25 protein-coding genes are annotated in these 26,987 nt (G+C 63.2%); 7 read left to right on the top strand and 18 right to left on the bottom strand.

The genetic code is table 11. The features are described from left to right. From ACKAMS_RS02000 to ACKAMS_RS01965, 8 genes are read right to left on the bottom strand one after another with little or no spacing between them, the layout of a single operon-like run. Positions 1-612 (bottom strand): TetR/AcrR family transcriptional regulator, encoded by a 612-nt coding sequence (locus ACKAMS_RS02000; protein WP_047889739.1) that lies wholly within the window; start codon positions 610-612, stop codon positions 1-3. A gap of 42 nt (positions 613-654) precedes the next feature. Then, positions 655-1,440, bottom strand: coding sequence for an enoyl-CoA hydratase family protein (locus tag ACKAMS_RS01995; RefSeq protein WP_020906835.1), 786 nt, complete (start codon positions 1,438-1,440; stop codon positions 655-657). 24 nt (positions 1,441-1,464) lie between these two features. Next, positions 1,465-2,625 carry an acyl-CoA dehydrogenase family protein gene (locus ACKAMS_RS01990; protein ID WP_029536739.1) on the bottom strand — a complete coding sequence of 387 codons (1,161 nt, stop codon included), beginning with the start codon at positions 2,623-2,625 and terminating at the stop codon, positions 1,465-1,467. After that, positions 2,625-4,610 (bottom strand): biotin carboxylase N-terminal domain-containing protein, encoded by a 1,986-nt coding sequence (locus ACKAMS_RS01985; RefSeq protein ID WP_408988530.1) that lies wholly within the window; start codon positions 4,608-4,610, stop codon positions 2,625-2,627. The genes ACKAMS_RS01990 and ACKAMS_RS01985 overlap by 1 nt, the downstream gene beginning before the upstream one ends. 8 nt (positions 4,611-4,618) lie before the next feature. After that, positions 4,619-6,217, bottom strand: coding sequence for an acyl-CoA carboxylase subunit beta (locus tag ACKAMS_RS01980; protein ID WP_264614113.1), 1,599 nt, complete (start codon positions 6,215-6,217; stop codon positions 4,619-4,621). Then, complete coding sequence (locus ACKAMS_RS01975; RefSeq protein ID WP_408988529.1) at positions 6,214-7,362, bottom strand: acyl-CoA dehydrogenase family protein; 1,149 nt, start codon at positions 7,360-7,362, stop codon at positions 6,214-6,216. The genes ACKAMS_RS01980 and ACKAMS_RS01975 overlap by 4 nt, the downstream gene beginning before the upstream one ends. Then, a complete protein-coding gene (locus ACKAMS_RS01970; protein ID WP_070796633.1) occupies positions 7,359-9,080 on the bottom strand; it encodes an acyclic terpene utilization AtuA family protein in 1,722 nt (573 codons plus the stop codon). Before ACKAMS_RS01970 ends, ACKAMS_RS01975 begins: the two co-directional genes overlap by 4 nt. Beyond that, on the bottom strand, positions 9,077-9,877 hold the full coding sequence (locus ACKAMS_RS01965; RefSeq protein WP_408988528.1) for a TIGR03084 family metal-binding protein: 801 nt from the start codon (positions 9,875-9,877) through the stop codon (positions 9,077-9,079). Before ACKAMS_RS01965 ends, ACKAMS_RS01970 begins: the two co-directional genes overlap by 4 nt. A gap of 109 nt (positions 9,878-9,986) precedes the next feature. Here ACKAMS_RS01965 and ACKAMS_RS01960 point away from each other — a divergent pair, with 109 nt between their 5' ends. The 3 genes from ACKAMS_RS01960 to ACKAMS_RS01950 are packed head-to-tail and all read left to right on the top strand — an operon-like array spanning position 9,987 to position 12,216. Next, on the top strand, positions 9,987-10,787 hold the full coding sequence (locus ACKAMS_RS01960) for a crotonase/enoyl-CoA hydratase family protein (RefSeq protein ID WP_020906831.1): 801 nt from the start codon (positions 9,987-9,989) through the stop codon (positions 10,785-10,787). Further along, entirely contained in the window at positions 10,784-11,644 is an 861-nt protein-coding gene (locus ACKAMS_RS01955) for a DMT family transporter (protein WP_020906830.1), read from the top strand. The genes ACKAMS_RS01960 and ACKAMS_RS01955 overlap by 4 nt, the downstream gene beginning before the upstream one ends. 44 nt (positions 11,645-11,688) lie before the next feature. Continuing rightward, entirely contained in the window at positions 11,689-12,216 is a 528-nt protein-coding gene (locus ACKAMS_RS01950) for a gamma carbonic anhydrase family protein (RefSeq protein WP_003941993.1), read from the top strand. A gap of 58 nt (positions 12,217-12,274) precedes the next feature. Here ACKAMS_RS01950 and ACKAMS_RS01945 read toward each other — a convergent pair whose 3' ends face one another. The 7 genes from ACKAMS_RS01945 to ACKAMS_RS01915 all read right to left on the bottom strand — a co-directional run bounded on the left by ACKAMS_RS01945 (position 12,275) and on the right by ACKAMS_RS01915 (position 18,774). Continuing rightward, positions 12,275-13,261 carry a pirin family protein gene (locus ACKAMS_RS01945; RefSeq protein WP_029254865.1) on the bottom strand — a complete coding sequence of 329 codons (987 nt, stop codon included), beginning with the start codon at positions 13,259-13,261 and terminating at the stop codon, positions 12,275-12,277. A 20-nt stretch (positions 13,262-13,281) separates the two neighbouring features. Beyond that, entirely contained in the window at positions 13,282-13,755 is a 474-nt protein-coding gene (locus tag ACKAMS_RS01940) for a MarR family winged helix-turn-helix transcriptional regulator (protein ID WP_019744297.1), read from the bottom strand. Then, a complete protein-coding gene (locus ACKAMS_RS01935) occupies positions 13,742-14,836 on the bottom strand; it encodes an LLM class flavin-dependent oxidoreductase (RefSeq protein WP_020906827.1) in 1,095 nt (364 codons plus the stop codon). Before ACKAMS_RS01935 ends, ACKAMS_RS01940 begins: the two co-directional genes overlap by 14 nt. A 147-nt stretch (positions 14,837-14,983) precedes the next feature. Continuing rightward, positions 14,984-16,516: a DHA2 family efflux MFS transporter permease subunit gene (locus tag ACKAMS_RS01930; protein WP_003942006.1), complete on the bottom strand. Its 1,533-nt coding sequence runs from the start codon at positions 16,514-16,516 to the stop codon at positions 14,984-14,986. Then, positions 16,513-16,983, bottom strand: a complete 471-nt coding sequence (locus ACKAMS_RS01925; RefSeq protein ID WP_003941890.1) for a MarR family winged helix-turn-helix transcriptional regulator — start codon at positions 16,981-16,983, stop codon at positions 16,513-16,515. The genes ACKAMS_RS01930 and ACKAMS_RS01925 overlap by 4 nt, the downstream gene beginning before the upstream one ends. Positions 16,984-17,072: 89 nt before the next feature. Continuing rightward, a complete protein-coding gene (locus ACKAMS_RS01920) occupies positions 17,073-18,038 on the bottom strand; it encodes an NADPH:quinone oxidoreductase family protein (protein ID WP_019744299.1) in 966 nt (321 codons plus the stop codon). A gap of 79 nt (positions 18,039-18,117) precedes the next feature. Beyond that, complete coding sequence (locus tag ACKAMS_RS01915; protein WP_019744300.1) at positions 18,118-18,774, bottom strand: TetR/AcrR family transcriptional regulator; 657 nt, start codon at positions 18,772-18,774, stop codon at positions 18,118-18,120. Between the two features lie 65 nt (positions 18,775-18,839). Between ACKAMS_RS01915 and ACKAMS_RS01910 the strand changes: the two genes are divergently transcribed. Together ACKAMS_RS01910 and ACKAMS_RS01905 are read left to right on the top strand one after the other, a co-directional pair. Further along, the gene (locus ACKAMS_RS01910) at positions 18,840-19,829 is read left to right on the top strand and encodes an NAD(P)-dependent alcohol dehydrogenase (protein WP_020906826.1); all 990 of its coding nucleotides are present in this window, start codon (positions 18,840-18,842) and stop codon (positions 19,827-19,829) included. Positions 19,830-19,873: 44 nt separating this feature from the next. After that, on the top strand, positions 19,874-20,632 hold the full coding sequence (locus tag ACKAMS_RS01905) for an acyl-[acyl-carrier-protein] thioesterase (RefSeq protein WP_020906825.1): 759 nt from the start codon (positions 19,874-19,876) through the stop codon (positions 20,630-20,632). Here ACKAMS_RS01905 and ACKAMS_RS01900 read toward each other — a convergent pair. Further along, a complete protein-coding gene (locus ACKAMS_RS01900) occupies positions 20,629-20,829 on the bottom strand; it encodes a hypothetical protein (RefSeq protein WP_003941897.1) in 201 nt (66 codons plus the stop codon). The genes ACKAMS_RS01905 and ACKAMS_RS01900 overlap by 4 nt on opposite strands. A 73-nt stretch (positions 20,830-20,902) precedes the next feature. Here ACKAMS_RS01900 and ACKAMS_RS01895 point away from each other — a divergent pair, with 73 nt between their 5' ends. After that, positions 20,903-21,400, top strand: coding sequence for a histidine phosphatase family protein (locus ACKAMS_RS01895; protein WP_256064652.1), 498 nt, complete (start codon positions 20,903-20,905; stop codon positions 21,398-21,400). 13 nt (positions 21,401-21,413) lie between these two features. Here the strand turns inward: ACKAMS_RS01895 and ACKAMS_RS01890 are convergent, their stop codons facing one another. After that, positions 21,414-22,421: an LLM class flavin-dependent oxidoreductase gene (locus ACKAMS_RS01890; RefSeq protein ID WP_408988527.1), complete on the bottom strand. Its 1,008-nt coding sequence runs from the start codon at positions 22,419-22,421 to the stop codon at positions 21,414-21,416. Between the two features lie 88 nt (positions 22,422-22,509). On the opposite strand from ACKAMS_RS01890, the gene ACKAMS_RS01885 reads away from it, so the two are divergent. Next, entirely contained in the window at positions 22,510-22,896 is a 387-nt protein-coding gene (locus ACKAMS_RS01885; RefSeq protein WP_003942070.1) for a glyoxalase superfamily protein, read from the top strand. 95 nt (positions 22,897-22,991) lie between these two features. Here ACKAMS_RS01885 and ACKAMS_RS01880 read toward each other — a convergent pair whose 3' ends face one another. After that, a complete protein-coding gene (locus ACKAMS_RS01880) occupies positions 22,992-26,948 on the bottom strand; it encodes a DNA-directed RNA polymerase subunit beta' (RefSeq protein WP_019744304.1) in 3,957 nt (1,318 codons plus the stop codon). Positions 26,949-26,987 lie beyond the last annotated feature (39 nt).

Genomic DNA, 26,987 nt, shown 5'->3' with positions numbered 1-26,987 from the left:
TCAGGGAGTTGCGACCGGTACCCGAACCAGCGTGGAATCCAATTGCGCCGCCCATTGTTTGACCACCTCGGTGCGTCGACGCGAGTCGTCGGTCAAGACGTCTGCCAGCCCCAGCCCGCGGGCCAGGTCCAGGGTCGCCTGTACCAAACGGTGCGTCACCGGATCGGAGTCGTCGACACCCAGACTCTCGACGGCCATGCGGTGCGCGATGCGCCCGAACCGTTCCTCGAGGGGCAACACGCGGGCCCGCAGGTCGGGGTCGGAGGCAGCGGCCGTCCACACCTGCAGTGCTGCTTTGAACAGAGTCCCGGTGTAGTACTCGACCAACCGCGAAATGACCGCCTCGGTTCGTCCGGCACCCACCGGAAGGTCGGTCGATTCCTTTCGTGCCTGATCCATCCTGGCGTCGAACATCACCTCGAGCGCCGCGGTGATGAGGTCCTCGCGGGTCGGGAAGTGATGCTGCATCGCACCGCGGGACACCCCGGCACGCTGGGCGACGACGCTCATCGTCGTTGCGCTCCATCCGAGTTCGGCGAGACACTCCACAGTCACTTCGAGCAGGTGGGAGCGCGTGACTCGACTTCGGTCCTGCTTGGGTTCTCGAGTCATCGCGCCGCCATCCTTTCTACCGCTGTGTTCCAGTGCGCAGTTCTACTGCGCCCAGGCTGCTGGACGCTTCTGCAAGAAAGACATCATGCCCTCACGAGCCTCGTCAGAGGAAAACAGCCGGGCCGACTGCGCGATCATCTCCTCGCCGTCACGGTCGAATCCGGCCAGGACCGAACGCGTCGTGATCCACTTCGATTCGGCAAGTCCCTGCGGTGAACATTGGCGCAAGGTGCCGAGCAGTTCGGTGATCGACTCCCCCGTGTCCTGCGACGCGGCGGTGACGAGTCCGATGGATTCGGCCTCGTGCTGGCCGAACTTCTCTCCGGTGAGCAGGTATCGGCTCGCAGATCGCTGGTCGAGCCTCGGTAGGACCGTGAGCGAAATGATGGACGCTGCCAAACCCAACCGTGATTCCGTCACCGCGAAGGTGCTCGCCGGTCCGGCGACGACGATGTCGCACGCCCCGACAAGACCCATACCCCCGGCTCGGACGTGACCGTCGATGCGCCCGATCACCGGCTTGGGAAGCTCGAGAATGCTGCGCAAGAGCGTCAGCATTCCCCGCCCTCGTTCTTTGACGGCCTCTTCCGGTGACGCGGACGATCCGGAAGCCTCGCTGAGATCGGCTCCCGCACAGAATGTTCCACCGGTGTGGGTGAGCACCACCGCTCGAACTGCCGGATCGGCGGCCGCCGACGTCAACCCCGCCTGTAATTCCGTGACCAACCGCGTCGAAATCGCGTTGCGGTTGTGGGGTGAGTCGAGAGTGATCGTGGCAGCACCGCCCGACACTTCGTACCGTACGTATGGCTTGTCCTGATCCGTCATGAGTCTCCTCTTCAGTAGGACCGTTTAGTACGACCGCGGCAGACCGAGAGAGTGCTGCGAGACGAAGTTGAGGATCATCTCGCGGCTCACCGGCGCGACGCGGGCGATACGGGCCGCGCCGAGCATGGCGGCCAACCCGTATTCCTTCGTCAGGCCTGCGCCGCCGTGCGTCTGGATCGCCTGATCGAGCGCCTTGATGCTGGCTTCGGCGGCGGCGTACTTTGCCATGTTCGCGGCTTCGGCAGCACCGAAATCGTCGCCGCTGTCGTAGAGCACCGCGGCCTTCTGCATCATCAGCTTGGCGAGCTCGAGTTCGATCTTCACCTGCGCGAGGGGATGCGAAATACCTTGGTGCGCACCGATCGGCGTCTTCCACACCGTGCGCTCGTTGGCGAACTTCACCGCAGCGTTCAGGGCGTAACGGCCCATGCCGATGGCCATCGACGCACCCAGGATGCGCTCGGGGTTGAGGCCGGCGAACAACTGCATCAAGGCGGCATCGGCTTCGCCGACCAGAGCGTCGGCCGGCAGCCGTACATCGTCGAGGAACAAGATGAACTGGTGGTCCGGCTCGATGATGTCCATCTCCATCTGCGTCTTCACGAATCCGGGAGAATCCGTGGGGACGATGAACAGAGCGGGCTTGAGCTTGCCGGTCTTGGAGTCCTCGGTGCGCGCGACGATGAGGACCGCGTCAGCCTGATCGACACCCGAGATGTAGATCTTGTTGCCGCTCAGGATCCAGTCGTCGCCATCCCTGCGTGCCGTCGTGGTGATCTGATGAGAGTTGGAACCGGCGTCGGCCTCGGTGATTCCGAACGCCATGATCTTGGAGCCGTCGGCGAGGCTGGGTAGCCACTGCTGCTTCTGCTCCGCCGTGCCGTACTTGCCGATGATGGTGCCGCAGATGGCCGGGGATACGACAACCAGGAGCAGACCGGCACCCTGTGCCGCCAATTCCTCCTGCACCAGCGCGAGTTCGTAGATACCGGCACCGCCGCCGCCGTATTCCTCCGGCAGGTTGACGCCCAGGAATCCGAGTTTGCCCGCCTCGTTCCACAATTCGGTGAGCGGCTCACCCTTGCGCGCCTTGGGCAGCACGTAGTCGACGTAGTTGAAGCGCTCACCCAGTTTGGAAACGGATGCCCGCAGTTCCTTCTGCTCTTCGGTTTCGATGAAACTCATCATGCTTCCTCTTCTGTAGCGGGTTCTTCCACACGTGCGAGTACCGATCCGACTTCGACCTGCTGGCCGACGGCGACCGGAAGTTCTACCAGGACACCGGCAGTCGGCGCGGTGACGGTGTGTTCCATCTTCATGGCCTCTAGCCACAGAATCGGCTGGCCGGCAGTGACGGTGTCACCGAGTGCGGCGCCGAGGCGGATAACCGATCCCGGCATCGGAGCGAGCAACGAACCGGCGGCGACTTCCGCCGACGGATCCACGAAGCGCGGTGCTGCCGTCAACGCGACTGGGCCCAGCGAGGAGTCGACAAAAATCTCACTCCCGTATGCCGCCACGTCGAACGAACGCCGTACTCCGCTCTGCTCGAGCACGACCCGTGCAGCAGTTGCCGATACCAGGCTCACGTCGTCGAAGCCTTCTGCGTTCAACACGCCGCTTCGGCTCAGGGAGTAGCGGACGTCGTAGTCGCCCGACGCAGTGGAATAGCTCTTGCTCTGCGGCTGCGACGGGAGGTTGCGCCACCCGCTGGGCAAGCGGCCGATGACGCGCGCCGACGCCCGGTTGTGCGCGGCATCGGCAAGTGCCGCCGCCAGCGCCGAAAGCCTTTCGGCGTCGGTGTCGGCCAGAGGCGTTGACAACTTCTCCAGATCATGGGTTTCGAAGAACGCCGTATCGGTGTCCCCGGCAATGAAGGCAGGGTGAGCCAGGACATTGACGAGCAGGTCGCGGTTGGTCCGCAGACCGTGAATCCTGGTGCGCGCCAGCGTCGACGCGAGCAGCCGCGCAGCTGCGGTCCGCGTCGGCGCGTACGAGATGACCTTGGCCAACATCGGGTCGTAGTGGACGCCGACAACACTGCCGTCGACGACGCCGGAGTCGAGGCGAACGCCCTGCTCACGCAGAACACTGAATTCTTGCGGGTCACCGGGCAACTCGATGTGGTGAACGGTTCCACTCTGAGGCTGCCAGTTCTTGGCGGGGTCCTCGGCGTACAGTCGCACCTCGATCGAATGCCCCCGGATCTCCGGTTGGTCGTCCGGAAGTGCTTCACCTGAAGCGACCTGCAATTGCAGTTCCACCAGATCGAGTCCGGTGGTGCACTCGGTGACCGGATGCTCTACCTGCAAACGAGTGTTCATTTCCAGGAAGAAGAAGTCGCCTTTTTCGTCAGCCAGGAATTCAACGGTTCCTGCTCCTTCGTAACCGATGGCGTTGGCTGCGAGCCGCGAGGCGTCGAACAGCTTCTCGCGCATGGCGGGGATGCGCTGCACGAGCGGCGACGGCGCCTCTTCGACCACCTTCTGATGCCGACGCTGGATCGAGCACTCGCGCTCCCCCACCGCCCACACCCCACCGTGGCGATCGGCCATGACCTGAACCTCGATGTGCCGACCGGTCTCGAGGTAGCGCTCGCAGAAGACCGTCGGGTCGCCGAAGGCGGACTGCGCCTCACGCCGCGCCGCTTCCAGTTCGCCGTCCAGCGCCGACAATTCACGAACGACACGCATGCCGCGTCCGCCGCCGCCCGCCGACGCCTTGATCAGCACTGGCAGATGAGCTTCGGTCACCGCAGCGGGATCGAGTTCGGACAGCACCGGAACTCCGGCGGCGTCCATGATCTTCTTGGACTCGACCTTCGACCCCATGAGCTCGATGGATTCGACGGGTGGGCCGATCCACGTCAGCCCCGCGTCGATGACGCTGCGCGCGAACTCCGCGTTCTCGGAGAGGAATCCGTATCCGGGGTGAATCGCGTCGGCGCCCGAAGCCTGCGCGGCGGCGATGATCAACTCGCCCCGCAGGTAGGTCTCGGCAGGCGTGTTACCCGGCAGGCGAACCGAAGCATCGGCTTCGGCGACGTGAGGGCTGTCGGCATCCGCGTCGGAAAATACCGCAACCGTGCCGATTCCGTTCTTCCGACAGGTTGCGAAGACACGGCGGGCGATTTCGCCACGATTGGCGACCAGTACTGAAGTGATTGTCACGGCGTGCCTCACATACGGAAGACGCCGAAGTTCTCGGTGCCTTCGATCGGGGCGGTGGCAATGGCCGACAGGCACATTCCCACCACGGTGCGGGTGTCTCGGGGATCGATGACGCCGTCGTCGTACAGACGCCCGGACAGGAACATCGGAAGTGACTCGGCCTCGATCTGGTTCTCGATCATCGCGCGCATGCCGGCATCACCCTGCTCGTCGAAAACCTGGCCGCGGGCCTCGGCAGCAGCGCGTCCCACGATGGAGATGACGCCGGCAAGCTGCGCACCGCCCATGACGGCGGACTTGGAACTGGGCCAGGCAAAGAGGAATCTCGGATCGAATGCCCGTCCGCACATGCCGTAGTGACCGGCGCCGTACGACGCTCCGAGCAGGATCGAGATGTGCGGAACCTTGGAGTTGGCAACCGCATTGATCATCATCGATCCGTGCTTGATCATGCCGCCCTCCTCGTACTCCTTACCCACCATGTAGCCGGTGGTGTTGTGCAGGAACAGCAACGGCGTGTTGGAGCGGTTGGCAAGCTGGATGAACTGCGTTGCCTTCTGGGACTCTTCGCTGAAGAGAACTCCACGTGCGTTGGCCAGGATGCCGATCGGGTAACCGTTGAGTTCGGCCCAGCCGGTCACGAGGGAGGAACCGTAGAGCGGCTTGAACTCGTCGAAGTCGGAACCGTCGACGATACGGGCGATGACCTCACGCGGATCGAACGGAATCTTCAGATCGGCCGGAACGATGCCGAGCAACTCTTCCGGATCCTCGAGCGGTTCGATGATCTCCGCGCGAGGCGCCGGCCCCTTCTTGGTCCAGTTGAGTCGCTTGACGATCGAGCGACCGATGCGGATCGCGTCCTGCTCGTCGGCTGCGAAGTAGTCAGCCAACCCGGACTTGCGAGCGTGCATTTCGGCGCCGCCGAGTGCCTCGTCATCTGATTCCTCACCGGTGGCCATCTTGACCAGCGGCGGGCCTGCGAGGAACACCTTGGAGCGTTCCTTGATCATCACGACGTGGTCGGACATGCCCGGGATGTACGCGCCGCCGGCAGTCGAGTTACCGAAGACCAGTGCAATGGTGGGGATACCGGCTGCGGAAAGCTGTGTGAGGTCACGGAACATACGCCCGCCCGGGATGAACACCTCCTTCTGCGTCGGCAGGTCTGCACCGCCGGACTCGACCAGCGAGATCACCGGGAGACGATTTTGCATGGCGATGTCGTTGGCGCGGAATCCCTTACGCAGCGTCCAAGGATTGCTGGTGCCGCCGCGCACAGTGGGATCGTTGGCGACGATCAGGCATTCGACACCTTCGACAACGCCGATACCGACCACGGTGCTGGCGCCGACCGGGAAGTCACTCCCCCACGCAGCGAGGGGACACAGCTCGAGAAACGGTGAATCCTGATCGAGCAGGAGTTCGATCCGCTCGCGCGCCAGAAGCTTTCCCCGTTTGTGGTGCCGCTCGGTGTACTTCTCGCCGCCACCGGCAAGCGCTTTGGCGTGCTCGACCTCGATCTCGGCGAGCTTGGTGTTCATGGTCGATGTTGCGGTCTGATACACCTCGGAATTGGTGTCCAGCGTTGACCGGATGACACTCATGACTGATACCCCAATCGCTTGGCCGCGAGGCCGGTGAGGATTTCGGTGGTTCCGCCACCGATTCCCAGAATTCGCATGTCCCGGTACTGCCTCTCCACTTCACTTTCCTGCATGTATCCGAGGCCGCCGAACAGCTGAACGGCTTGGTTCGCAACCCATTCGCCCGTCTCGACTGCCGTGTTCTTCGCGAAGCACACCTCGGCGATCAGGTCGCCGTCACCGGCCATGTACCGCTCGATCACCGAGTGGGTGTACACCTTGGCGACGTCGATCTTGCGGGCCATCTCGGTGACGGTGTTCTGCACGGCCTGCCGACTGATGAGGGGCCGACCGAAAGTTTCGCGGGCGCGGCACCATTCGAGGGTCAGCTCCAGGCAACGTTCTGCACTGGCATACGCCTGCGCGGCGAGCGCGACACGTTCGGAAACAAATGCCTGGGCGATCTGCGCGAAGCCGCTGTTCTCTGCGCCGACCAGATTCTCCACCGGAACCCGGGCATCGACAAAGGACAGTTCCGCGGTATCGGATGCACGCCAGCCCATCTTCTCGAGTTTGCGTGAGACGGTGAATCCCGGTGTGCCCTTCTCGATCACGAGCAGTGAGACACCACCCGCGCCGGGGCCACCGGTGCGCACTGCGGTAACGACGAAGTCGGCTCGAACGCCGGAGGTGATGAACGTCTTGGCGCCGTTCACGACGTAATGATCGCCGTCGCGCTTGGCTGCGGTTGTCAGGTGCCCGACGTCGCTGCCTCCGCCGGGCTCGGTGATGGCGAGCGAGCCGATCTTGTCGCCGCGCAGGGTCGGCTTGACCCACTTCTCGATCTGCGCCTCGTCGTCCGCTGCAATCAGGTGCGGCACCGCGATGCCGCAGGTGAAGAGCGATGCGAACAGCCCGCCCGACGCACCTGCCTGATGCATCTCCTCACAGATCACGATGGAGTCGACGGCGTCGCCGCCCTCACCGCCCGCCGATTCGGGAGCACTGGCGCCGAGCAGCCCGAGAGCGCCTGCCTTGCGGTGCAATTCGCGCGGAATCTCGCCGTCGCGCTCCCACTGCGTCAGATGCGGCAGAATCTCCTGGTTCACGAATCCGCGTACGGTCTCGCGAAGCGCAAGCCTTTCCGGTGTGGTCCACACGGTCACCGTGAATCCTCTTTCTCGTCAGTTACGGGGAGTAGCGAAATCGGGATGTCGATGTGGCGTGAACGCAGCCATTCACCAATTCCCTTGGCCTGCGGATCGAACCGCGCCTGCGAGGCAACACCCTGACCGAGAATTCCCTCGATCACGAAGTTGACGGCACGAAGGTGCGGAAGCTGGTAGCGAGTGACGTTCAGGTCTGCTGCTTCCGGTAGCAGTTCCTTGAGCATTTCGACGGTCAGATTGTGCGCCAACCACTTCCACTGATCGTCCGTGCGAACCCAGACGCCGACGTTGGCATTTCCACCCTTGTCGCCACTACGGGCACCGGCGATCGTGCCGAGCGGCACCGAAAGCGAAGACTGTGGCGGCAACGGCTCCGGACGCTCAGGTTCGTCGACGGCTTCGAGGTCCTGCGTCAGCGTCGACGGAGCGATGTCCACGCGAGTGCCGTCTGGCAGTACGGCCACGTGAGGCACCGATCCCGCGTCGACGTAGCCGGGGGTGAACACTCCGTACGGTTGTCCGTTGCTCGGCGGCGCGGTCAGCGAGAAGCCTGGGTAACTGGCGAGTGCCATTTCCACCGCAACCGCAGAGAAGGGACGACCGATCACCTTGGGATCGGAATCGCGAACCACGCAGCGCAGCAACGCACTCGCGGTTTCCTCGGTGTCGGAATCCGGGTGATCCGTGCGAGCGAGAGTCCAGACCAGTTCGGCGGGCTTCTTCGTCAGCCAGGATTCGAGTTGAGTCTTCGCCAGATCCGCTTTGGCCTCGATGTCGAGACCCGTGAGGATGAACGTGGCCTCGTTGCGGAACCCGGCCAGCGTGTTGAGTGAGACCTTGTACTGCGGCGGCGGAGCCTCGCCCGTGACTCCGCTGATCAGCACCCGATCCGGGCCTTCCTGGGTGAGCACCGCGTTGTCGATGCGGGTGGTCACGTCCGGGCCTGCGTAGCGTCCACCCGTGATCTCGTACAGCAGCTGCGCCGTCACGGTGCCGACGCTCACCTCGCCGTCCGTACCGGCATGCTTGGTGATGACCGAAGATCCGTCCGCGTTGATCTCGGCGATCGGGAAGCCAGGACGGCCCAGATTCGGAATCTCGGTGAAGAACGCGTAGTTGCCGCCGGTGGCCTGGGTTCCGCACTCGATGACGTGGCCCGCCGCGACAGCACCGGCCAGCTGATCGAAATCATCTCGCTTCCAACCGAAATGGTGAGCGGCGGGACCGACGATCACCGAAGCGTCGGTGACACGTCCGGTGACCACGACATCGGCGTCGGCCGACAATGCTTCGACGATGCCCCAGGCGCCGAGGTACGCGTTGGCCGTCAGCGGGGAGCCGAGTCCGAGTTCGTCTGCCCGAGAGACCAGATCGTCGCCCTCGACGTGGGCGATCTTCGCGTTCAACCCCAGCCTGGTGTTGACCTCGCGCAGCGCGTCGGCCAGTCCAGCCGGGTTGAGACCGCCGGCATTCGCGACGATCTTCACGCCCTTGTCGAGCGCAAGTCCGAGGGTGTCTTCCACCTGTCGCAGGAACGTCTTCGCGTAGCCGAGCGACGGGTCCTTCATCCGGTCCCGTCCGAGGATCAACATCGTCAGTTCGGCAAGGTAGTCGCCGGTCAGGTAGTCGAGTTCGCCGCCCTCGAGCATCTCGCGCATCGCCGAGACGCGGTCGCCGTAGAAACCGGAGCAGTTACCGATCCGTACCGAACTCATTTATCCACCTTCGCTTCTCGTGCGGCTCGTCCCTCGCCGCTGGGTCCGGCAAATGCCTGCGCAAACCCCAACCACTCGTCTGCGTCGGCGCCAACGGCGACCAGATCGAGATCGGCGCGATTGGCGCGCTGGGTGACCAGCAGGCAGAAGTCCAACGCCTGCCCGGTCACCTTCTGCGGTGCATCTTCCGGCCCCCAGGTCCAGAGCGAACCGTCCGGCGCCGTCAACTCAACCCGGAAATCGTCGGCGGGCGGCGTCTTCTCGTTGACCGAGTACGCAAAGTTCCGCGTGCGGACACCCAGATGAGCGATGTTCTTGATGCGCGCCGTCGAGGCTCGCTCGACGCCGAGCGCGTCGGCAACGTCCTGCCCGTGCGCCCACGTCTCCATCAATCGCGCAGTTGCCATGGACACTCCGCCCATGGGCGGGCCGTACCAAGGAAACTTGGTACCGGACGGGGCGGCGGTGAGAGCCTCGACGAGAGCGGTGCGCCCCGCTCGCCAATCGGCGAGCAACTCCGCCGGCGGGCGGGCCGCCTGCTCGGCAGCACCGTCGTCGACAAATCCCGCCGGATTCACGAACGCCGCCTTCAACTGCTCCGCAAACCCGTCCGGGTCGGTGATCGCCAGGATCGCAGCACTGTCCGTCCAGTGCAGGTGCCCGATCTGATGCGCGACGCTCCACCCTTCCGCCGGCGTCATTGTCGCCCACTTCTCCTCGGGCAGATCCGCAACCAGGGCGTCGAGGCTCTCGCCTTCGGCCCGCAAGTCATCGATGAACGTCTGAAGTTCGGCCATGCGACCAGCATCACACCCGGGTCCATAAAAATCAAGCACGAATGATTGTTATTGAGAAATCTTGTGGTGAGAGACTGAGCTCAACTGCCATCGACTACCAGGAGCACCCATGAGCGACGCCGTACTGATCTCGCGAACCGGCGATGTGGTCACGTGGACCCTCAATCGCCCGGACACCCGCAACGCGATCTCCGAGATCGACATGATCGAGGCCCTCGAAGACGCGGTCACCGCAGTCAACCGAGATCAGAGTGTGCGAGCGGTCATCCTCACGGGGGCCGGGTCGGCTTTCTCCTCCGGCGGCAACGTCAAACACATGCGAGACAAGGAAGGCATGTTCGGTGGTGCTCCCGGCGAGATCCGCCAGGGCTACCGGCACGGCATCCAGCGCATTCCGCTCGCGCTGTACACATGTGAGGTGCCGACCATCGCCGCGGTCAACGGCCCGGCCATCGGAGCGGGCTGCGACCTCTCCCTCATGTGCGACCTCCGCATCGCCTCGACCGCCGCAGTCTTCGCCGAGAGCTTCGTCAAGGTGGGACTCATCCCCGGCGACGGCGGAGCCTGGCTGCTCCCCCGCGCGATCGGCAACGCCCGCGCCGCCGAGATGGCGTTCACCGGCGAACCCATCGATGCTGCGAAGGCACTCGACTGGGGTCTGGTCTCGCAGATCACCGAACCCGAGGAATTGCTTTCCGCAGCGCACGCTTTGGCAGCTCGAGTAGCCGCCAATCCCCCGCAGGTACTCCGCATGACCAAGAAACTCCTCCGCGAAGGCCAGCACCAGAGCCTCGAGAGCCTGCTCGAACTCTCGGCCGCCATGCAGTCGATCGCCCACCACACCCGAGATCACCACGAAGCCGTCGCCGCGATGCTCGAGCGTCGAAGTCCCGAGTTCACCGGAGAATGAAGGCGGGCAGTCAGCTACTGCCGGTCGGCGCGGTCCTCACCTCGATACTGTCGCTCCAGTTCGGAGCGGCATTCGCGACGACATTGTTCTCGCAGATCGGGCCCGCCGGAGCCACGACGCTTCGGCTGACGATCGCTGCGATCATCCTCGGCGTCATCGTCCGTCCGCGATGGAGCAGGTGGTCGAACCGGCAACGCAAAGGCATCTTCGCGCTGGGCATCGCCCTCGCCGTGATGAACGGCGCCTTCTACCTCGCCCTCGACACGGTGCCCATCGGCACCGCCGTCACCATCGAGTTCCTCGGACCGCTCACCCTGGCCGCAGTTCTGTCTCGTCGGTGGGCCGACGGAGCGTGGGTACTGCTCGCCTTCGGCGGAGTGTTGCTGCTCGGGTTAGGCGATCACGGCGAATCCGGATTGGACCCGATCGGGGTGATGTTCGCGTTGATCGCCGCGACTGCGTGGGCCGGCTACATCGTGGCCGGTTCCCACCTGGCCGCGACGCTCCCGAGCGCCGACGGGTTGGCAGGCGCAAGCATCGTCGCAGCCGTATTGACGCTCCCCTTCGGCGTTGTCTCGGGCGGAAGCGAACTGCTGGATCCGAAGATGCTCGCCGCAGGCGCCGCCGTCGCCATCCTCTCGTCCGTCATCCCGTACAGCTTGGAAATGTGGGCGCTGCGCTCCTTGGCCAAGAAGGTCTTCGCGGTCCTCATCGCCCTCGAACCGGCAGCGGCCGCACTGGCCGGAGTCCTCGTGATCGGGCAAACGCTCGACGCTTTCACACTCGTCGCCATCGGACTGGTGGTGACCGCGGGTGTCGGGACGGTAGTCATGAATCGAAAGTCCACACCGAAATAGTCCAGGTACCGTCAGAGCACGTCATTCCAACGCACAGGAGAACCATGACCAACCCGATCATCGCCACCGTTCTCGGTAACACCCCGCAGATCGACGAAAGTGCATTCATCGCACCCAACGCCACCGTTGTCGGCGCTGTGACCATCGCTGCGGGAGCCAGCATCTGGTACGGCGCGGTTATCCGCGGCGACGCCGAATCGATCTCCATCGGCGCTGACACCAACATTCAGGACAACTGCACCGTGCACGCCGACCCGACGTTCCCCGCAGTGCTGGGCGAGCGAATCTCGGTCGGCCACAACGCAGTGCTGCACGGGTGCACCGTCGAAGACGACGTTCTCGTCGGTATGGGTGCCGTGGTGCTCAACGGCGCACACATCGGTTCGGGATCACTGATTGCAGCCGGTGCGGTCGTGTCTCAGGGGATGCAAATCCCGCCTGGATCACTGGTCGCCGGCGTGCCCGCCAAGGTCAAACGTGAACTCTCCGAAGGCGAAAAGGCCGGTATCACCGCCAACGGCGCCGGCTACATCATGCTCGCGAAGGCTCACCAGGACATCGAACAGGCCTGATCGAGACGCTGCTCGCGGCTGGCAACAGCAACAGCAACAGCAACAGCAACAGCAGCGACTAGCCTCGGGGCCGCAACGTACTGTTCGGCAACTCGGGTGCCGGGAGCGCCGGACCGTCGTATCCCGGCACGACGCCGAAACGCTGGTCCGGGACGCTGCCGTCGAATCCGGAGGCCAGCTCGGCCTGCCACTTGCGTCGATACTCGACGATCTCTTCGTGGGTACGACCCATGAAGTTCCACCACATGATGACCTGCTCGCCCAACGGTTTCCCGCCGAGAAGTAGCAGTCGAGCCGGTTCGGATCCCGGATTGCGCAAAGTCAGTTTTCCGAAACCCGGTGCTTGATAACCCAACTCGGCCCAGCCGACGGTGGTACCACGCAGAACAACCGATCCTTGATCGACGATCACGCCGTGCTCATGTGAACGATCGACATCGAGGGCGATCTCGGCCCCAGGATCGAGAATCACCTCGGCACCGAGCAATTCGGTGAAGGTAGACACCGGAGACGTGTCACCGGCGAGCGAGCCGAGGAACACACTGAGCGTGGCACCATCGGTGGTCACCGGCTCCGGTCGATAGTGAACGAACGCGGGTGCGGTATCGCGTGCCGCATCCGGCAGCGCCACCCACAACTGCATCCCGTGCAGAACCTTCGTATTCGGCGTCGACACCTCGGAGTGCGCGATCCCACTCCCGGCCGTCATCAAATTCAGTTCACCCGGCCGCACCATCGCATGGGAACCGATGCTGTCACGGTGCTCGATCTCTCCGGTGAACAGCCAACTCACCGTTTGCAATCCGGTATGCGGATGCGGCGGCACATGCATGCCCGGTCCTGAGCCGACGTCATCCGGACCGTAATGATCGGCAAAACACCATGCCCCGATCAGCGAACGCTCGCGTTGCGGAAGGGTGCGACGCACTCGCATCGCCCGCGGGCCACCGAGCGGTACGTCGCGCGGGGTGAGAATCTGAATCTCGCTCTCCGCCGGATGGCCTTCGCATTCCTGCTCGACGGGCTGCGCTTCGAGGTTGCTCATATCGTCCATCCTGCCTCTAGTCATGACTGCGCGAGACGCAGACGCGTGCACAATTCGGCCAACAGTCGAAGTTCATCCGCGTCCAGGGCCGGTCCGACGTGGCGACGAATGCTCGCCGCATGACGGCGACCCACTGATTTCTGCAGCGCTGCACCCGCTTCGGTGAGTTGCACGATCGTCCCGCGGCGATCCTGTGGATCAACACTTCTCGATACCAGACCTTCACCCTCCAACCGTTCTACCAGGCGGCTGAGTGACGGCTGGCTCAACAGGATCTCGCGATTCAGGTCATGCAGGCGAAGTGAACTACTCGGTGTGAGGCTCAATGTGAACAGCACGTCGTACTCGCGCATCGACACCTGATCCCAGACGTCGTCGGCAGAGAGCCGCCGCAGCACCGACACCTGGGCGCGAAACAAGGCTTCCCAGGCGTCGGTGGCGAGTTCGGTGGTACTGACCGGAACCTCAGGCGGTTGCTCGTCAGGCAGTGACACTGCTTGCCTCACGAGCCGCCTTCATCGACGCGTGAGTGGGCGGGTTGTCCGGCACATGTGCGGGCCGCCTGGCCGCGAACTCACGGCGCAGAACCGGAACAACTTCCTCACCGAGCAGATCGAGCTGCTCGAGCACCGTCTTGAGCGGCAGCCCGGCGTGATCCATCAGGAACAGCTGGCGCTGGTAGTCACCGAAGAAATCGGCAAACGCCAACGTCTTCTCGATGACCTGCTCAGGGGAACCGACGGTCAGCGGCGTCTGTTCGGTGAACTCTTCGAGTGAGGGCCCGTGGCCGTACACCGGAGCATTGTCGAAATACGGACGGAATTCCTTGACCGCGTCCTGACTGTTCTTGCGCATGAAGACCTGACCACCGAGACCGACAATCGCCTGATCCGCGGAGCCGTGGCCGTAATGCTCGTAACGCTGGCGGTAGAGATTGATCAGCTCGATGTAGTGCTCTTTCGGCCAGAAGATGTTGTTCGCGAAGAATCCGTCGCCGTGATAGGCCGCAATCTCCGCGATCTCGGGGCTGCGGATCGAACCGTGCCACACGAACGGCGCGACGCCGTCCAGCGGGCGCGGGGTGGACGTGAATCCCTGGAGTGGAGTGCGGTACTCCCCTTGCCAGTTCACGACCTCCTCGTCCCAGAGCCGGCGAAGAAGTTGATAGTTCTCGAGCGCCAACGGGATACCGGCGCGAATGTCCTTGCCGAACCACGGGTACACCGGCGCGGTGTTTCCGCGTCCCATCATCAGATCGACACGCCCCTCAGCGAGGTGTTGAAGCATCGCGTAGTCCTCGGCGATCTTCACCGGGTCGTTGGTGGTGATCAGCGTCGTGGACGTGGAGAGCGTGATCTTCTCGGTCTGGGCCGCGATGTATCCGAGCATCGTGGTCGGAGACGACGGCACGAACGGCTTGTTGTGGTGCTCGCCGGTCGCGAAGACGTCGAGACCGACTTCCTCGGCGTGCTTGGCGATGGTCGTCATGGCCTTGATGCGCTCGTGCTCTGTCGGGGTCTTACCCGTCGTGGGATCAGTGGTGACGTCACCGACCGTGAAGATTCCGAACTGCATGGTTGCTCCTCCGCGAACTAGATCCATGCGTTTGCATGTAACTGATCAAACATTCAACCATCCAGCTGTATTCCACGGCAAAAAGATGAGGGCGGCACACAAGATGTGTGCCGCCCTCATCTGGACAAACGATCTACCGAAAAGCGGTCAGTGCATAACGATCGGCGTTGCCGTCTCGCCCTCGGCCACCGGCCTGGTGGTCTTGCTCCGCGGCAGGAAGAACGCCGGGATGAGGGTCAGGACGATCAGCACAGTGGCAACGAGGAAGGTGTTGCCGAAGGCATCCGACGCCGCACTGAGAATCGAATTCGCAGCAGACTCCTGCGGACTTCCCGGTTCGGTCGGAATGTGCGACGCCGCACCGACCATCGTCGTATCGAGGCCACGATCGAGAAGCTGGTTGGTCAAGACCACCGACATCACGGCGGTACCGATCGAACCTGCGGTCTGCTGAACGATGTTCATCAGAGTGGAACCGCGAGCGATCTGCTCGTTGGAGAGCGTCACGATAGCTGCGGTCATCAGCGGCATCATGGTGCAACCCATACCGAGGCCCATGACGAACAGCGCGCCCATCAACAGCCACGTCGGCGAGTCGGAAGCGACCTGCGTGAACACACCCAAACCGATGAGAATCAGCGGCAAACCGGTCAGGACGATCTTGCCCGGGCCGATCTTGTCGACCAGTCGACCAGCGATCGGCATGGTGACCATAGCGCCCAGACCCTGTGGAGCCATCAACAATCCGGCCGCGAGCGTGGTGTGCCCGCCGACCTGAATGAAGTAGCTCGGGAACAGCAACCCGGCGCCCATGAACGCGACGATGAACAGCGACGTCGTGATGACGGCGGTGGTCAACTGACGGTTCTTGAACAGGTGCAGGTCGATCAGCGGGTGATCCTTGTTGAGCGCGTGGAACACGAAGGCAATGATCAGTGCCAGACCGATACCGGCCGACACCAGAACCCGAGCGGACGCGACGGTTCCCACCTCAGGGATGGACGACACACCGAACAGGAACAGCGCCAGGCCAGGCGACAGCAGGATCATGCCGAGGAAGTCGAAGGACTCCGAAGGCTTCGCCTTGTCGGACGGCAGAATGATGAACGCAGCAGCCAGAGCGATGATGCCGATCGGCAAGTTGATCAGGAAGATCCAGTGCCAGCTCGCGGCCTCGATCAGCCAACCACCGAGAATCGGCCCGCCGATAGGACCGAGCAGCATCGGGATACCGAGAACTGCCATGACACGACCGACACGGTCCGGACCGGCGGCCCGGGTCATGATCGTCATACCGAGCGGCATCAACATGCCGCCGCCGAGACCCTGGAGCACGCGGAAGCCGATGAGCGAGGTGATGTCCCACGCCATCGCACAAGCGACCGAACCGAGCACGAACAGCACCAGGGCCGTCATGTACAGGCGCTTGGTGCCGAAACGGTCGGCAGCCCAACCGGTAACCGGAATGACCGTCGCCAAGGCGAGCGTGTAGGCCGTCATCGTCCACGCGACGGTGGCGTACGAAGTTTCGAAGTCCTCGGCAAAAGTGGTGAGCGCGACGCTCACCACGGTTACGTCGAGAATCGACATGATGGCGCCGAGCACCACCACGGAAGCGATCTTGAGGACCGCCCCGTCAAGTTTGTCGGACGCCGGTGCCGGCGCGTTCGGCGATGTCATCGCGAAGTCTCCTGGTTAAGTGCTCGCAGATAGTCACCCGCGAGAATGGGCTTGAGAGCCTCGAACAAACGAATCCGCTCTGGCTCAGGAACACGCGACGCGAATTCGCGAAGCTGGCCGCGCTTGCACTCGATGTGGTTGGTCGTCACCTTACGACCGGCCTCCGACAAGGAAACCCGCTTGACGCGTCGGTCCCGCTCGTCTTCACGGCGATCGACCAGACCCATGTTCACGAGCTGATCGATGTTCCGCCCCGTAGCTGCCACCGAGAGCCGAAGCTCGTCGGCAACCTCGTTGATCGGGATCGCCGCATCACGTTGTGCAAGTACGAACAGCACACGCACCTGAGAGAACGAGAGATCCAGTTCGATCAACGCATCGATCGACTCCGAATCACCGGCGCTCATCAGGCGAGTGAACAACTCGTCGAGTGCTCCATACAGGTCATCAGAATCGGAAGCGATCACCTGGCAAATGGTAGTGCGGTTGCAACTATTGCCCAAATGAAAACATGTTGCAACTTATTATTTGGTGAGCACCATCACGTTGCGAAGAATCATTCCTGCAGCAAGATGGCCTTTCCGAGAACTTTGCCGCTTTCGAGATCAGCCAGGGCAACTGCTGCGTCGGCAAGCGGATACCGTGCCTTGACCAGCGGACGCAAGCCGTTCCGGACGTGTTCTACCAGCGATGCATGCACCTCGGCTACCGCTTCGGGATTGGTGCGCGTGAACTCGCCCCACGCCGCGCCGACAATGCTGATATTGCGGAACAGCACCCGGTTCACCTTGACCTGAGGAATGCCGCCGCCGGCAAAACCGATAACCACAAGACGCCCCTCCGGCGCCAGAACCCGGACCGCGTCGTCGAACGCATCCCCGCCTACCGGATCTACCACGATCTGAGCGCCGACGCCGTCGGTCAGTTCCCGAATCCGCTCTCCCCATCCCGGAGCCAGCGCGACAACCTCGTCGGCACCGAGCTCACGCAAGAAGTCCTCGACGCCTTCGCGTCGTACCACGGCGATCACCCGAGCGCCGTGCGCCTTGGCCAGCTGGATGGTTGCCGTTCCGACTCCGCCCGCAGCGCCGAGCACGACGACCGTCTCCCCCGCGACGATCTTCGCGCGACGAGCCAGCGCGAACTCCATCGTCTGATAGTTGATGATCAGAGAGGCCGCCTCGTCGAAGGCGAGTCCGTCCGGAATTCGGAGTACCTGCGCCGGGTTGACGGCAATCCGCTCTGCATAGCCGCCCAGATACGCGGCCGCGAGAACACGATCGCCCGGAGCGAAACCCGACCCTTCCGGCGCGGAGACCACGACGCCCGAGATCTCCGCGCCGGGAATGAACGGCGGTTCCGGGCGGATCTGATACTTGCCGTAGGTGATGAGTAGGTCCGGAAAGCAGACGCCACTGGCCTTCACATCGATGAGAACAAGACCTTCGGCTGCGGGCTCGGGAACCTCCTGCGCGACAATTCCTTCGGGACCGGACAGTTCCGTAACCACCATGGCGCGCACAGAAAGCTCCTCTTCGGGACATCTGAAGTCTGGACCGGTAACCCGGTTTTCTCGACTTTAACCCGGTACTCACGTCAGATCATCGTTCGCTCCCGATGTGCAGACGTTCGAGTCCGTCGAGAATCAGATCAAGACCGAAAGCGAATTCGGCGGCGTAGCTGTATCCCGGAGCTAGGACGTGCTCGGTGGTCAGCTCGGCCAGGTGCGGATACTGACCGCTCTCGAACGAGCCCATGATCGCCTTCGCCAATTCCGTCGTTTCCTGCGCTGTTTCGAACGGCAAGCTCACCTCTTGCAGCACGAAGCCGTAGATGTACGCATCCATGATCGAAAAGGCATGCGCAGCAAGGGCGACCGGAAAGTCGGCAGCGCGTAGTGTTCCGATGACGGCGTCGTGGTGGCGCAGGGTCGCGGGACCAGGCGTCGTTCGGGACTCCATCAACGGAGTTGCCCACGGGTGCCTCCCCAGCACCTCCCGAGTCGATACCGCTCGCGCGTGAACTTCCGTTCGCCACGGCAGTCCCGGCGTCGGAAGATCGATCTCCGCAAAGACCGCGTCGACCATTCCGTCGAGCAGATCCCCCTTGTCCGAAACATGGTTGTACAGAGACATCGCCTCGACGCCCAGTTCGGTCCCCAGCTTCCGCATGGTCATCGAATCGATTCCGACGGAATCTGCAAGCGCCACGGCAGCGCGTACAACGTGATCTCGGGTCAATCTTGTGCGCTTCTCCACATTGACAGAACTTACACCGTAAGTGCAATACTTACGGTGTAAGCATTCGACGAACGGAGACTCGCATGCCGCAGGAACTGATGACCGCCGTCGTACAGGATCGCTACGGCGAAGCCGACGTTCTCTACCTCGACCACATTCCGCGCCCCACTGTCGCCGACAACGAAGTGCTGATTCGCGTCGAGGCCGCGTCCGTCGACCGCGGGGCATGGCATCTCATGGCCGGACTGCCATATCCGTTGCGCCTCGCGGGATTTGGACTGCGCAGACCTGAGAACCGGGTCCGCGGACTGGACGTGTCCGGCCGAGTCGAGGCCGTCGGCAGTTCGGTGACCCGCGTGGCAGTCGGCCAGGAGGTATACGGGATCGCGGTCGGTTCGTTCGCGGAGTACGCGTGCGCACTCGAGACGAAGATTGCCGCAAAACCTGCCCGGTTGTCGTTCGCACAAGCAGCAGCGGTGCCGGTCTCCGCCCTCACAGCGCTGCAAGCCGTGCGCGACCACGGCCGTGTGCAGGCGGGGCAATCCGTCCTCGTTCTCGGTGCATCCGGTGGCGTCGGGATCTACGCGGTGCAGGTGGCAAAAGCCATGGGCGCGCTCGTCACCGGCGTATGCAGCACCTCGAAAACCGATACCGTCCGCTCCCTCGGTGCCGACGAGGTTCTCGACTACCGCGTCGACGACGCCACCGACGGATCGCATCGGTACGACGTCATCATCGACACCGGCGGCAACCGCCGACTGCGAGATCTTCGACGGGCGCTCACACGCACCGGAAGGCTCGTGATCGTGGGCGGCGAGAACGGCGGACGGTGGCTCGGCGGAATCGATCGCCAAATCCGCGCACTGTGCTTGTCTCCGTTCGTATCTCAGAAGCTCGGGTCTTTGATGGCTTCGGAGAACGCCGAGGATCTGGAGGTGCTGACGGCAATGATCGACGCAGGTGTCATCACCCCGGTGATCGACTCCGTTCATCCCCTTGCCGACACCGCCGTCGCCGTGGCACGAATGGTCGACGGTTCCGGCTGCGGAAAGCAGATAATCGCCACTCGCTGAAAAGCCTGACAGAATCGGCTCACTCCAGCGAACAGGAATCTCACGTGAACCCAGATCTCACGCTCGCGCCGCAGCCAGACAGAGGACCGATCTTCGTCAAGTCCCGCCCGGTCCGTACCGGCGACATCGACGTCGCCAAGCAGGTCAGGCTCGACGCCGTCGCCCGTTATCTGCAGGACATCGGCAACGACAACATCGAAGCCGCCGGCGCCATCGACACTCATCCGCTCTGGATAGTGCGTCGTACGGTCGTCGATGTCGTACGCCCGGCGATCTGGCCGGAAGAGTTGACGATGACTCGCTGGTGCTCCGGCTTCTCCACGAGATGGGCGAACATGCGCGTGCGCTTCGACGGCAGCAACGGCGCGCTGATGGAAACCGAAGGCTTCTGGATCAACATCAGCGCCGAGTCAGGCATGCCCACCAGGATGAGCGACGACTTCATGCGGCCGTTGGAAGAATCCACCGACGAGCATCGCCTGAAGTGGAAGCGTGTCCTCGCCGAGAACGCACCGGAGGCAGACGACGCGGGTGTTCTGGACACGCCGTTCGCTCTGCGCGCCACGGATATCGACCCGTTCGACCACGTGAACAACGCCGTCTACTGGCAGGCAGTCGAAGAGGTCCTCAGCGCGCGCACCGAACTGCGTACAGTTCCGCATCGAGCACTGATCGAGTACCTCTCCCCCATCGTCTCCAGTGACGACGTCGTCCTGCGCAGCCGCGTCGACGACAAGACCGTCACGGTCTGGTTCCTGGTCGGCGAAGCGCTCCGCGCAGTTGCGCAGGTGAGCGCCCTCTAACGCAGTTTCTGGGTCGCGACAGCCGCGACACCGAACACCAACGCAAGAAGAATCGCGGCCCAGAAACCGAAGAGCCACCACACCACGCCGAACACGACCACTGCCGGGGCAACGGTGATGAAAGCGATGGTGGGGCTTTCGCGTACCACCTCGAGTGCAGTTCGGGCATTAGTTCGATCGAGCTTCTTACCGGCCATCGAAAACCTCCTTCAAGGTCCTGACCATCCAGAGTAACCGGACTGACGGGCACAAAGCGGATACCGTGAACGCATGGCCGACCACCGCACCCTCGTCCTCATGCGACACGGCAAGTCCAGCTACCCCGAGGGCATCCGTGATCACGAGCGTCCGCTCGCCGAACGGGGCCTGCGCGAGGCCCGCGTCGGCGGCGAATGGATCCGCGAAAACGTCCCGCCCGTAGACGCCGTTCTGTGCTCCACCTCCCGGCGCACCGTCGAAACCCTTGCCTCGACGGGAATCGAAGCTCCCGCCGGATTCGAGAAGTCCATCTACGGCGGCTCACCCGCAGACGTCATTGCAGCTGCGCGAACCACGTCCGACCACGTCAAGACGCTCCTGATCGTCGGACACGAACCCGGAATTCCCTGGACTGCACTCGATCTCGCATCGAACGAAAACTCCGAAGCAGCCCAACGTATCCGCGACAAGTTCCCGACTTCGGCGATCGCCGTCCTCTCCGTACCGGTGCCGTGGACCGAACTCGACGACTCCGTCGCCACTCTGCTCGAGTTTCACGTGCCCCGTTAGATCAACCACACCGCTAAAGCACCTCACGTAGCAGGCGGTCCGAAAGTGCAAGCGCGTCACGGTCGTACGTCGACGTCGACGCCAGCACTTCGTCGGCACCGGTCCGCTCGGCGAGATCGTGAAGCTGTTGTTTCACCTCGACAGGTGTGCCGTGCAGCGCCGACGCCATGAACGACTCGATACGCCTGGCATTTCGATCACTGCGCGGGGCGCGCCTGATCCCGTCCGGCGACGCGAGCGGCGGAAACTCCCCCGTCCGTGACGATTCTGCGAGCGCGTATGCCTCCGGGATCAGCAACTCACGCGCCGCGTCGGTGGTATCGGCAACCGCCACTTCGAGAGAAACCACCACATAGGGTTCGGGATGAGCGTCGGTGGCCCGGAAAGCTCGGCGGTACTCGTCCAATGCATCCACCCGGTCGGTGCTCCCGGTTCCGAGTATCGGCCCACCCACGACCACCGGAAGCCCCAGTTGCGCTGCCACTTTCAAACCTGTACGCGTCGCGAGTACGAAGATCGGCACCCCGGTCTCCGACGCCGGCCGTGCCGTCACTGCCGCGGATCCGTCCAGGTAGCGCCTCACCTCTTCGAGATCTGACGCAAACGTGTCCGGAGCATCCTTGCTGCGTCGTAGTGCCTGACGAACAGGCTCCGTGAATCCCAGCGATCGGCCGAGGCCGAGATCGATTCGCCCCGGGTACAGAGCCTCCAGCATCAAGAACTGCTCGGCGACGATCAGCGGTTGGTGATTCGGCAGCATGACCCCACCGCTCCCGAGTCTGATATCGCGCGTATGCGCGCCGATCGCGGCAAGCAGTACTGCCGGCGACCCGCTCCCGATCCCGGGCACCGCGTGATGCTCGGCCACCCAGAACCGGTGGTAGCCGAGAGCGTCGGCGTGCGCGGCGCGTTCGACGGAATGCGTCAGAGCTGCGGAGTCGGGGTATCCGCTCCTGGTTCGGGATCGGTCGAGCAGTGAGAGAAGCACTCTCGGAGCAACAAGGAATTCGGAAAGTTTCATCCGGACGCCTAATGAGGACCGTTTCTGACCGCAATACCCGCAACACTGGACCTGTCGCCGGAATCCACCATCACATGAAGGGCACGTCATGGACATCAAGCTCGAACTGGTCGCCATTCCCGTCACCGACATCGACCGCGCCAAGGACTTCTACGTCCGCCTCGGCTTCAACGCCGACCACGATCACACGGTCAGCGAGGACCTGCGCTTCGTCCAGCTGACCCCACCCGGTTCGGCCTGCTCGATCTGCATCGGCAAGGGAATCACCGACGCCGAGCCCGGTTCCGTCGTCGGCATGCAGGTAGTGGTCAAGGACATCGAAGAGGCCGAGCGCGAGTTCAAGAGCCGCGGCATCGACATCAGCCCGATCGACGACCAGGCTTGGGGCAGATTCATCTACTTCGCCGACCCCGACGGCAACAAGTGGGCAGTCCAGGAGATCGTCATCCCGGACCTCAGCGGCAGCAACTCCTGAAACGAGCGACATGAAAAATCCCCCCACCTCTTTCGAGGTGGGGGGATTTTCTACGAACTAACGCTTAGCGGTAGTCGTCACATGCGACTACCCGACTAGCGGTAGTCGTTGCTGAAGCCGTAGTCGTCCAGCGGAACTGCAGCACCGGTGTTCTGGCCGAAGCCGTCCGGGCTGTAGTACTGGTCGTCGTACGACGGCACTGCGTAAGCAGCGGCGCGTGCCTCTTCGGTCGGCTGAACCTGGATGTTGCGGTAACGGTTGATACCGGTACCGGCAGGGATCAGCTTACCGATGATGACATTTTCCTTCAGACCGATCAGCTTGTCCGAGCGGCAGTTGATAGCCGCGTCGGTCAAGACACGAGTGGTCTCCTGGAACGATGCCGCGGACAGCCACGAATCCGTCGCGAGCGACGCCTTCGTGATACCCATGAGCACCGGACGGCCGGCTGCGGGCTCGCCACCCTCGGCGACAACGCGGCGGTTTGCCGACTCGAACTCGGCGCGCTCGGTGAGCGAACCGGGCAGGAACTCGGTGGCACCGGAATCGATGATCGTCACGCGACGAAGCATCTGGCGCACGATGACCTCGATGTGCTTGTCGTGGATCGACACACCCTGGCTCCGGTACACCTCCTGGACCTCGTTGACCAAGTGGATCTGAACCTGACGCGGACCCATGACTCGCAGGACCTCGTGGGGATCGGCAGCACCTTCCATGAGCTGCTGTCCGACCTCGACGTGGTCACCGTCAGCCAAGAGGCTTTCGCGACCATCGGCATGCTTGAAGACGCGCAGACGCTGACGCTTGCTGAGCTTGTCGTAGACAACCTCTTCGCCGCCGTCGTCCGGAACGATGGTGATCTTGTAGAAACGATCGCCGTCTTCGAGCTGTACCCGACCGGTGACGTCCGCGATAGGAGCCTTGCCCTTGGGCACACGTGCCTCGAACAGCTCCTGGACACGCGGCAGACCGCCGGTGATGTCATCTCCTGCGACACCACCCTGGTGGAAGGTACGCATGGTCAGCTGGGTACCGGGCTCACCGATCGACTGTGCGGCGACGATACCGACAGCCTCACCGATGTCGACCAGCTTGCCGGTGGCCATCGAACGGCCGTAGCAAGTGGCGCAAACGCCGGTGCCGGTGGTGCAGGTCAGGACCGAGCGGACCTTGACCGTCGTGATGCCGGCTTCGAGCAGAGCATCGATCGCGGGGTCACCGAGATCGTGGCCACGCTCGACGATGACGGTGCCGTTCGCGTCGACTGCATCGGCCGCCAAGGTACGGGCGTACGTGCTGGTCTCCACGTGAGCATCGCGGATCATCGTGCCGTCGGCCTGCTTCTCGGCGATCGTGGTGACGATGCCGCGCTCTGTTCCACAGTCGACCTCGCGGACGATGACGTCCTGCGAAACGTCCACCAGACGACGGGTCAGGTAACCCGAGTCGGCGGTGCGGAGTGCGGTATCGGCCAGACCCTTACGAGCACCGTGCGTGTTGATGAAGTACTCGAGAACGGTCAGGCCTTCCTTGAAGGAAGACTTGATCGGACGCGGGATGAACTCACCCTTCGGGTTTGTCACCAGACCCTTCATACCGGCGAGCGAGCGAACCTGAGTCATGTTGCCGGCTGCGCCGGACTTCACGATCATCGGGATCGGGTTGCTGTCGGGGAAGTGAGCCTCCATGGCCTTGCCGACCTTGTCGGTCGCTTCCTGCCAAATGGTGACCAGAGCGCTGTTGCGCTCCTTCTTGTCCAGAGCACCACGCTGGTACTGCTTCTCGATCTTGTCGGCCTGAGCCTCGAAGTCCTCGATGATGGCAGGCTTCTCCGGCGGCACGAGCACGTCGGAAATCGAGACCGTGACACCCGAACGGGTGGCCCAGTAGAACCCGACGTCCTTGAGCTTGTCGACGGTCTGAGCAACCACGATCATCGGGTACCGCTCGGCGAGATCGTTGATGATCGTCGCCTGGCGCTTCTTCGGCATCTGCTCGTTGACGAACGGGTAGTCCGCCGGAAGCAGCTCGTTGAAGAGCACACGGCCGAGTGTCGTGGTGGCGGTCCAGCCGTCACCGTATTTCCAGCCCTCGGGGAACAGTTCGTTCTCGAGGTCGCGCGGCGGACGCTGCTGCGTCAGACGCACCTTGATCTGAGCCTGAACCGAGAGCGCGCCGCGGTCGACTGCCATCTGAGCCTCGGCGGGCGAGGAGTACACGCCCTGCTCTGCCTCGTCGTTGGTCGGAGCAACGAGCTCACCGGTGACACCCTCGTCGAGACGGGTCAGGTGGAACAGACCCGTGACCATGTCCAGACGCGGCATGGCGAGCGGGCGACCTGAAGCAGGCGAGAGGATGTTGTTCGAGGACAGCATCAGGATGCGTGCCTCGGCCTGAGCCTCTGCCGACAGCGGGAGGTGAACAGCCATCTGGTCACCGTCGAAGTCGGCGTTGAAGGCCTCACACACCAGCGGGTGGAGCTGAATGGCCTTGCCCTCGACGAGCTGCGGCTCGAATGCCTGGATACCCAGACGGTGCAGCGTAGGTGCACGGTTGAGCAGCACGGGGTGCTCGGCGATGACCTCTTCGAGGACGTCCCACACCTGGACGCGCTTGCGCTCGACCATGCGCTTGGCCGACTTGATGTTCTGCGCGTGGTTGAGATCGACCAGACGCTTCATCACGAACGGCTTGAACAGCTCGAGAGCCATCAGCTTGGGCAGACCACACTGGTGCAGCTTGAGCTGAGGACCGACGACGATCACGGAACGACCCGAGTAGTCGACGCGCTTACCGAGCAGGTTCTGACGGAAACGACCCTGCTTGCCCTTGAGCAGATCGCTCAGGGACTTCAGCGGGCGGTTACCCGGTCCGGTGACCGGACGTCCACGACGACCGTTGTCGAACAGGGCGTCGACCGACTCCTGCAGCATCCGCTTCTCGTTGTTGACGATGATCTCGGGAGCACCGAGGTCGATCAGTCGCTTGAGGCGGTTGTTGCGGTTGATGACGCGGCGGTACAGGTCGTTGAGGTCGGACGTCGCGAAACGTCCACCGTCGAGCTGAACCATCGGGCGAAGCTCCGGCGGGATCACCGGAACAGCGTTGAGGACCATGCCCATCGGCGAGTTGCCGTTGGTCTGGAATGCCGCAACCACCTTGAGGCGCTTGAGTGCACGCAGCTTCTTCTGGCCCTTGCCGCTGCGGATGGTCTCGCGGAGAGACTCTGCCTCGGCGTCGAGATCGAAGTTCTGCATCAGGATCTGGATGGACTCTGCGCCCATCGCACCCGTGAAGTACTCGCCGTAACGGTCGACCAGCTCGCGGTACAGGAGCTCGTCGATGATGAGCTGCTTGACGCTCAGCTTGGTGAAGGTGGTCCAGATCTCGTCGAGACGATCCAGCTCGCGCTGCGCGCGGTCACGGAGCTGACGCATTTCGCGCTCGCCGCCGTCCTTGACCTTGCGGCGGACATCGGACTTCGCGCCCTCTGCCTCGAGCTCGGCGATGTCGGCTTCGAGCTTCTGCGCACGTGCCTCGAGATCGGCGTCGCGCTGATCTGCGACGGTCTTCTTCTCGACCTGCATCTCGGCTTCGAGGGTGGACAGCTCGTTGTGACGGAGCTCCTCGTCGACGCCGACGATGACGTAGGCAGCGAAGTAGATGATCTTTTCGAGATCCTTCGGAGCCAGGTCGAGCAGGTAACCGAGACGGCTCGGAACACCCTTGAAGTACCAGATGTGCGTGACCGGTGCGGCCAGTTCGATGTGACCCATACGCTCACGACGAACCTTGGCGCGAGTGACCTCGACGCCACAGCGCTCACAGATGATGCCCTTGAAGCGGACACGCTTGTACTTACCGCAGTAGCACTCCCAGTCCCGGGTGGGGCCGAAGATCTTCTCGCAGAAGAGGCCGTCCTTCTCGGGCTTGAGCGTGCGGTAGTTGATGGTCTCCGGCTTCTTGACCTCGCCGTAGGACCAATTGCGGATGTCCTCTGCACTGGCCAAGCCAATGCGGAGTTCATCGAAGAAGTTGACGTCGAGCACGTAACTTCCTTTCCCCGTTGGGGTTACGGTTGCCGGTCA

The sequence above is a fragment of the Rhodococcus sp. 5A-K4 genome (assembly GCF_046097995.1).
Classification (GTDB): Bacteria; Actinomycetota; Actinomycetes; order Mycobacteriales; family Mycobacteriaceae; genus Rhodococcus_F; species Rhodococcus_F erythropolis.
The sequence above is the reverse complement of the archived record's forward strand: the minus strand, read 5'-3'. Positions and strand labels throughout refer to the sequence as shown.

Excerpts from the sequence above, each read along its gene's own strand:
- ACKAMS_RS02000 (WP_047889739.1), bottom strand. The coding sequence starts at position 612 with ATGACTCGAGAACCCAAGCAGGACCGAAGTCGAGTCACGCGCTCCCAC.
- ACKAMS_RS01995 (WP_020906835.1), bottom strand. The coding sequence starts at position 1,440 with ATGACGGATCAGGACAAGCCATACGTACGGTACGAAGTGTCGGGCGGT.
- ACKAMS_RS01990 (WP_029536739.1), bottom strand. The coding sequence starts at position 2,625 with ATGAGTTTCATCGAAACCGAAGAGCAGAAGGAACTGCGGGCATCCGTT.
- ACKAMS_RS01980 (WP_264614113.1), bottom strand. The coding sequence starts at position 6,217 with ATGAGTGTCATCCGGTCAACGCTGGACACCAATTCCGAGGTGTATCAG.
- ACKAMS_RS01970 (WP_070796633.1), bottom strand. The coding sequence starts at position 9,080 with ATGAGTTCGGTACGGATCGGTAACTGCTCCGGTTTCTACGGCGACCGC.
- ACKAMS_RS01965 (WP_408988528.1), bottom strand. The coding sequence starts at position 9,877 with ATGGCCGAACTTCAGACGTTCATCGATGACTTGCGGGCCGAAGGCGAG.
- ACKAMS_RS01960 (WP_020906831.1), top strand. The coding sequence starts at position 9,987 with ATGAGCGACGCCGTACTGATCTCGCGAACCGGCGATGTGGTCACGTGG.
- ACKAMS_RS01955 (WP_020906830.1), top strand. The coding sequence starts at position 10,784 with ATGAAGGCGGGCAGTCAGCTACTGCCGGTCGGCGCGGTCCTCACCTCG.
- ACKAMS_RS01950 (WP_003941993.1), top strand. The coding sequence starts at position 11,689 with ATGACCAACCCGATCATCGCCACCGTTCTCGGTAACACCCCGCAGATC.
- ACKAMS_RS01945 (WP_029254865.1), bottom strand. The coding sequence starts at position 13,261 with ATGAGCAACCTCGAAGCGCAGCCCGTCGAGCAGGAATGCGAAGGCCAT.
- ACKAMS_RS01935 (WP_020906827.1), bottom strand. The coding sequence starts at position 14,836 with ATGCAGTTCGGAATCTTCACGGTCGGTGACGTCACCACTGATCCCACG.
- ACKAMS_RS01930 (WP_003942006.1), bottom strand. The coding sequence starts at position 16,516 with ATGACATCGCCGAACGCGCCGGCACCGGCGTCCGACAAACTTGACGGG.
- ACKAMS_RS01910 (WP_020906826.1), top strand. The coding sequence starts at position 18,840 with ATGCCGCAGGAACTGATGACCGCCGTCGTACAGGATCGCTACGGCGAA.
- ACKAMS_RS01900 (WP_003941897.1), bottom strand. The coding sequence starts at position 20,829 with ATGGCCGGTAAGAAGCTCGATCGAACTAATGCCCGAACTGCACTCGAG.
- ACKAMS_RS01895 (WP_256064652.1), top strand. The coding sequence starts at position 20,903 with ATGGCCGACCACCGCACCCTCGTCCTCATGCGACACGGCAAGTCCAGC.
- ACKAMS_RS01890 (WP_408988527.1), bottom strand. The coding sequence starts at position 22,421 with ATGAAACTTTCCGAATTCCTTGTTGCTCCGAGAGTGCTTCTCTCACTG.
- ACKAMS_RS01885 (WP_003942070.1), top strand. The coding sequence starts at position 22,510 with ATGGACATCAAGCTCGAACTGGTCGCCATTCCCGTCACCGACATCGAC.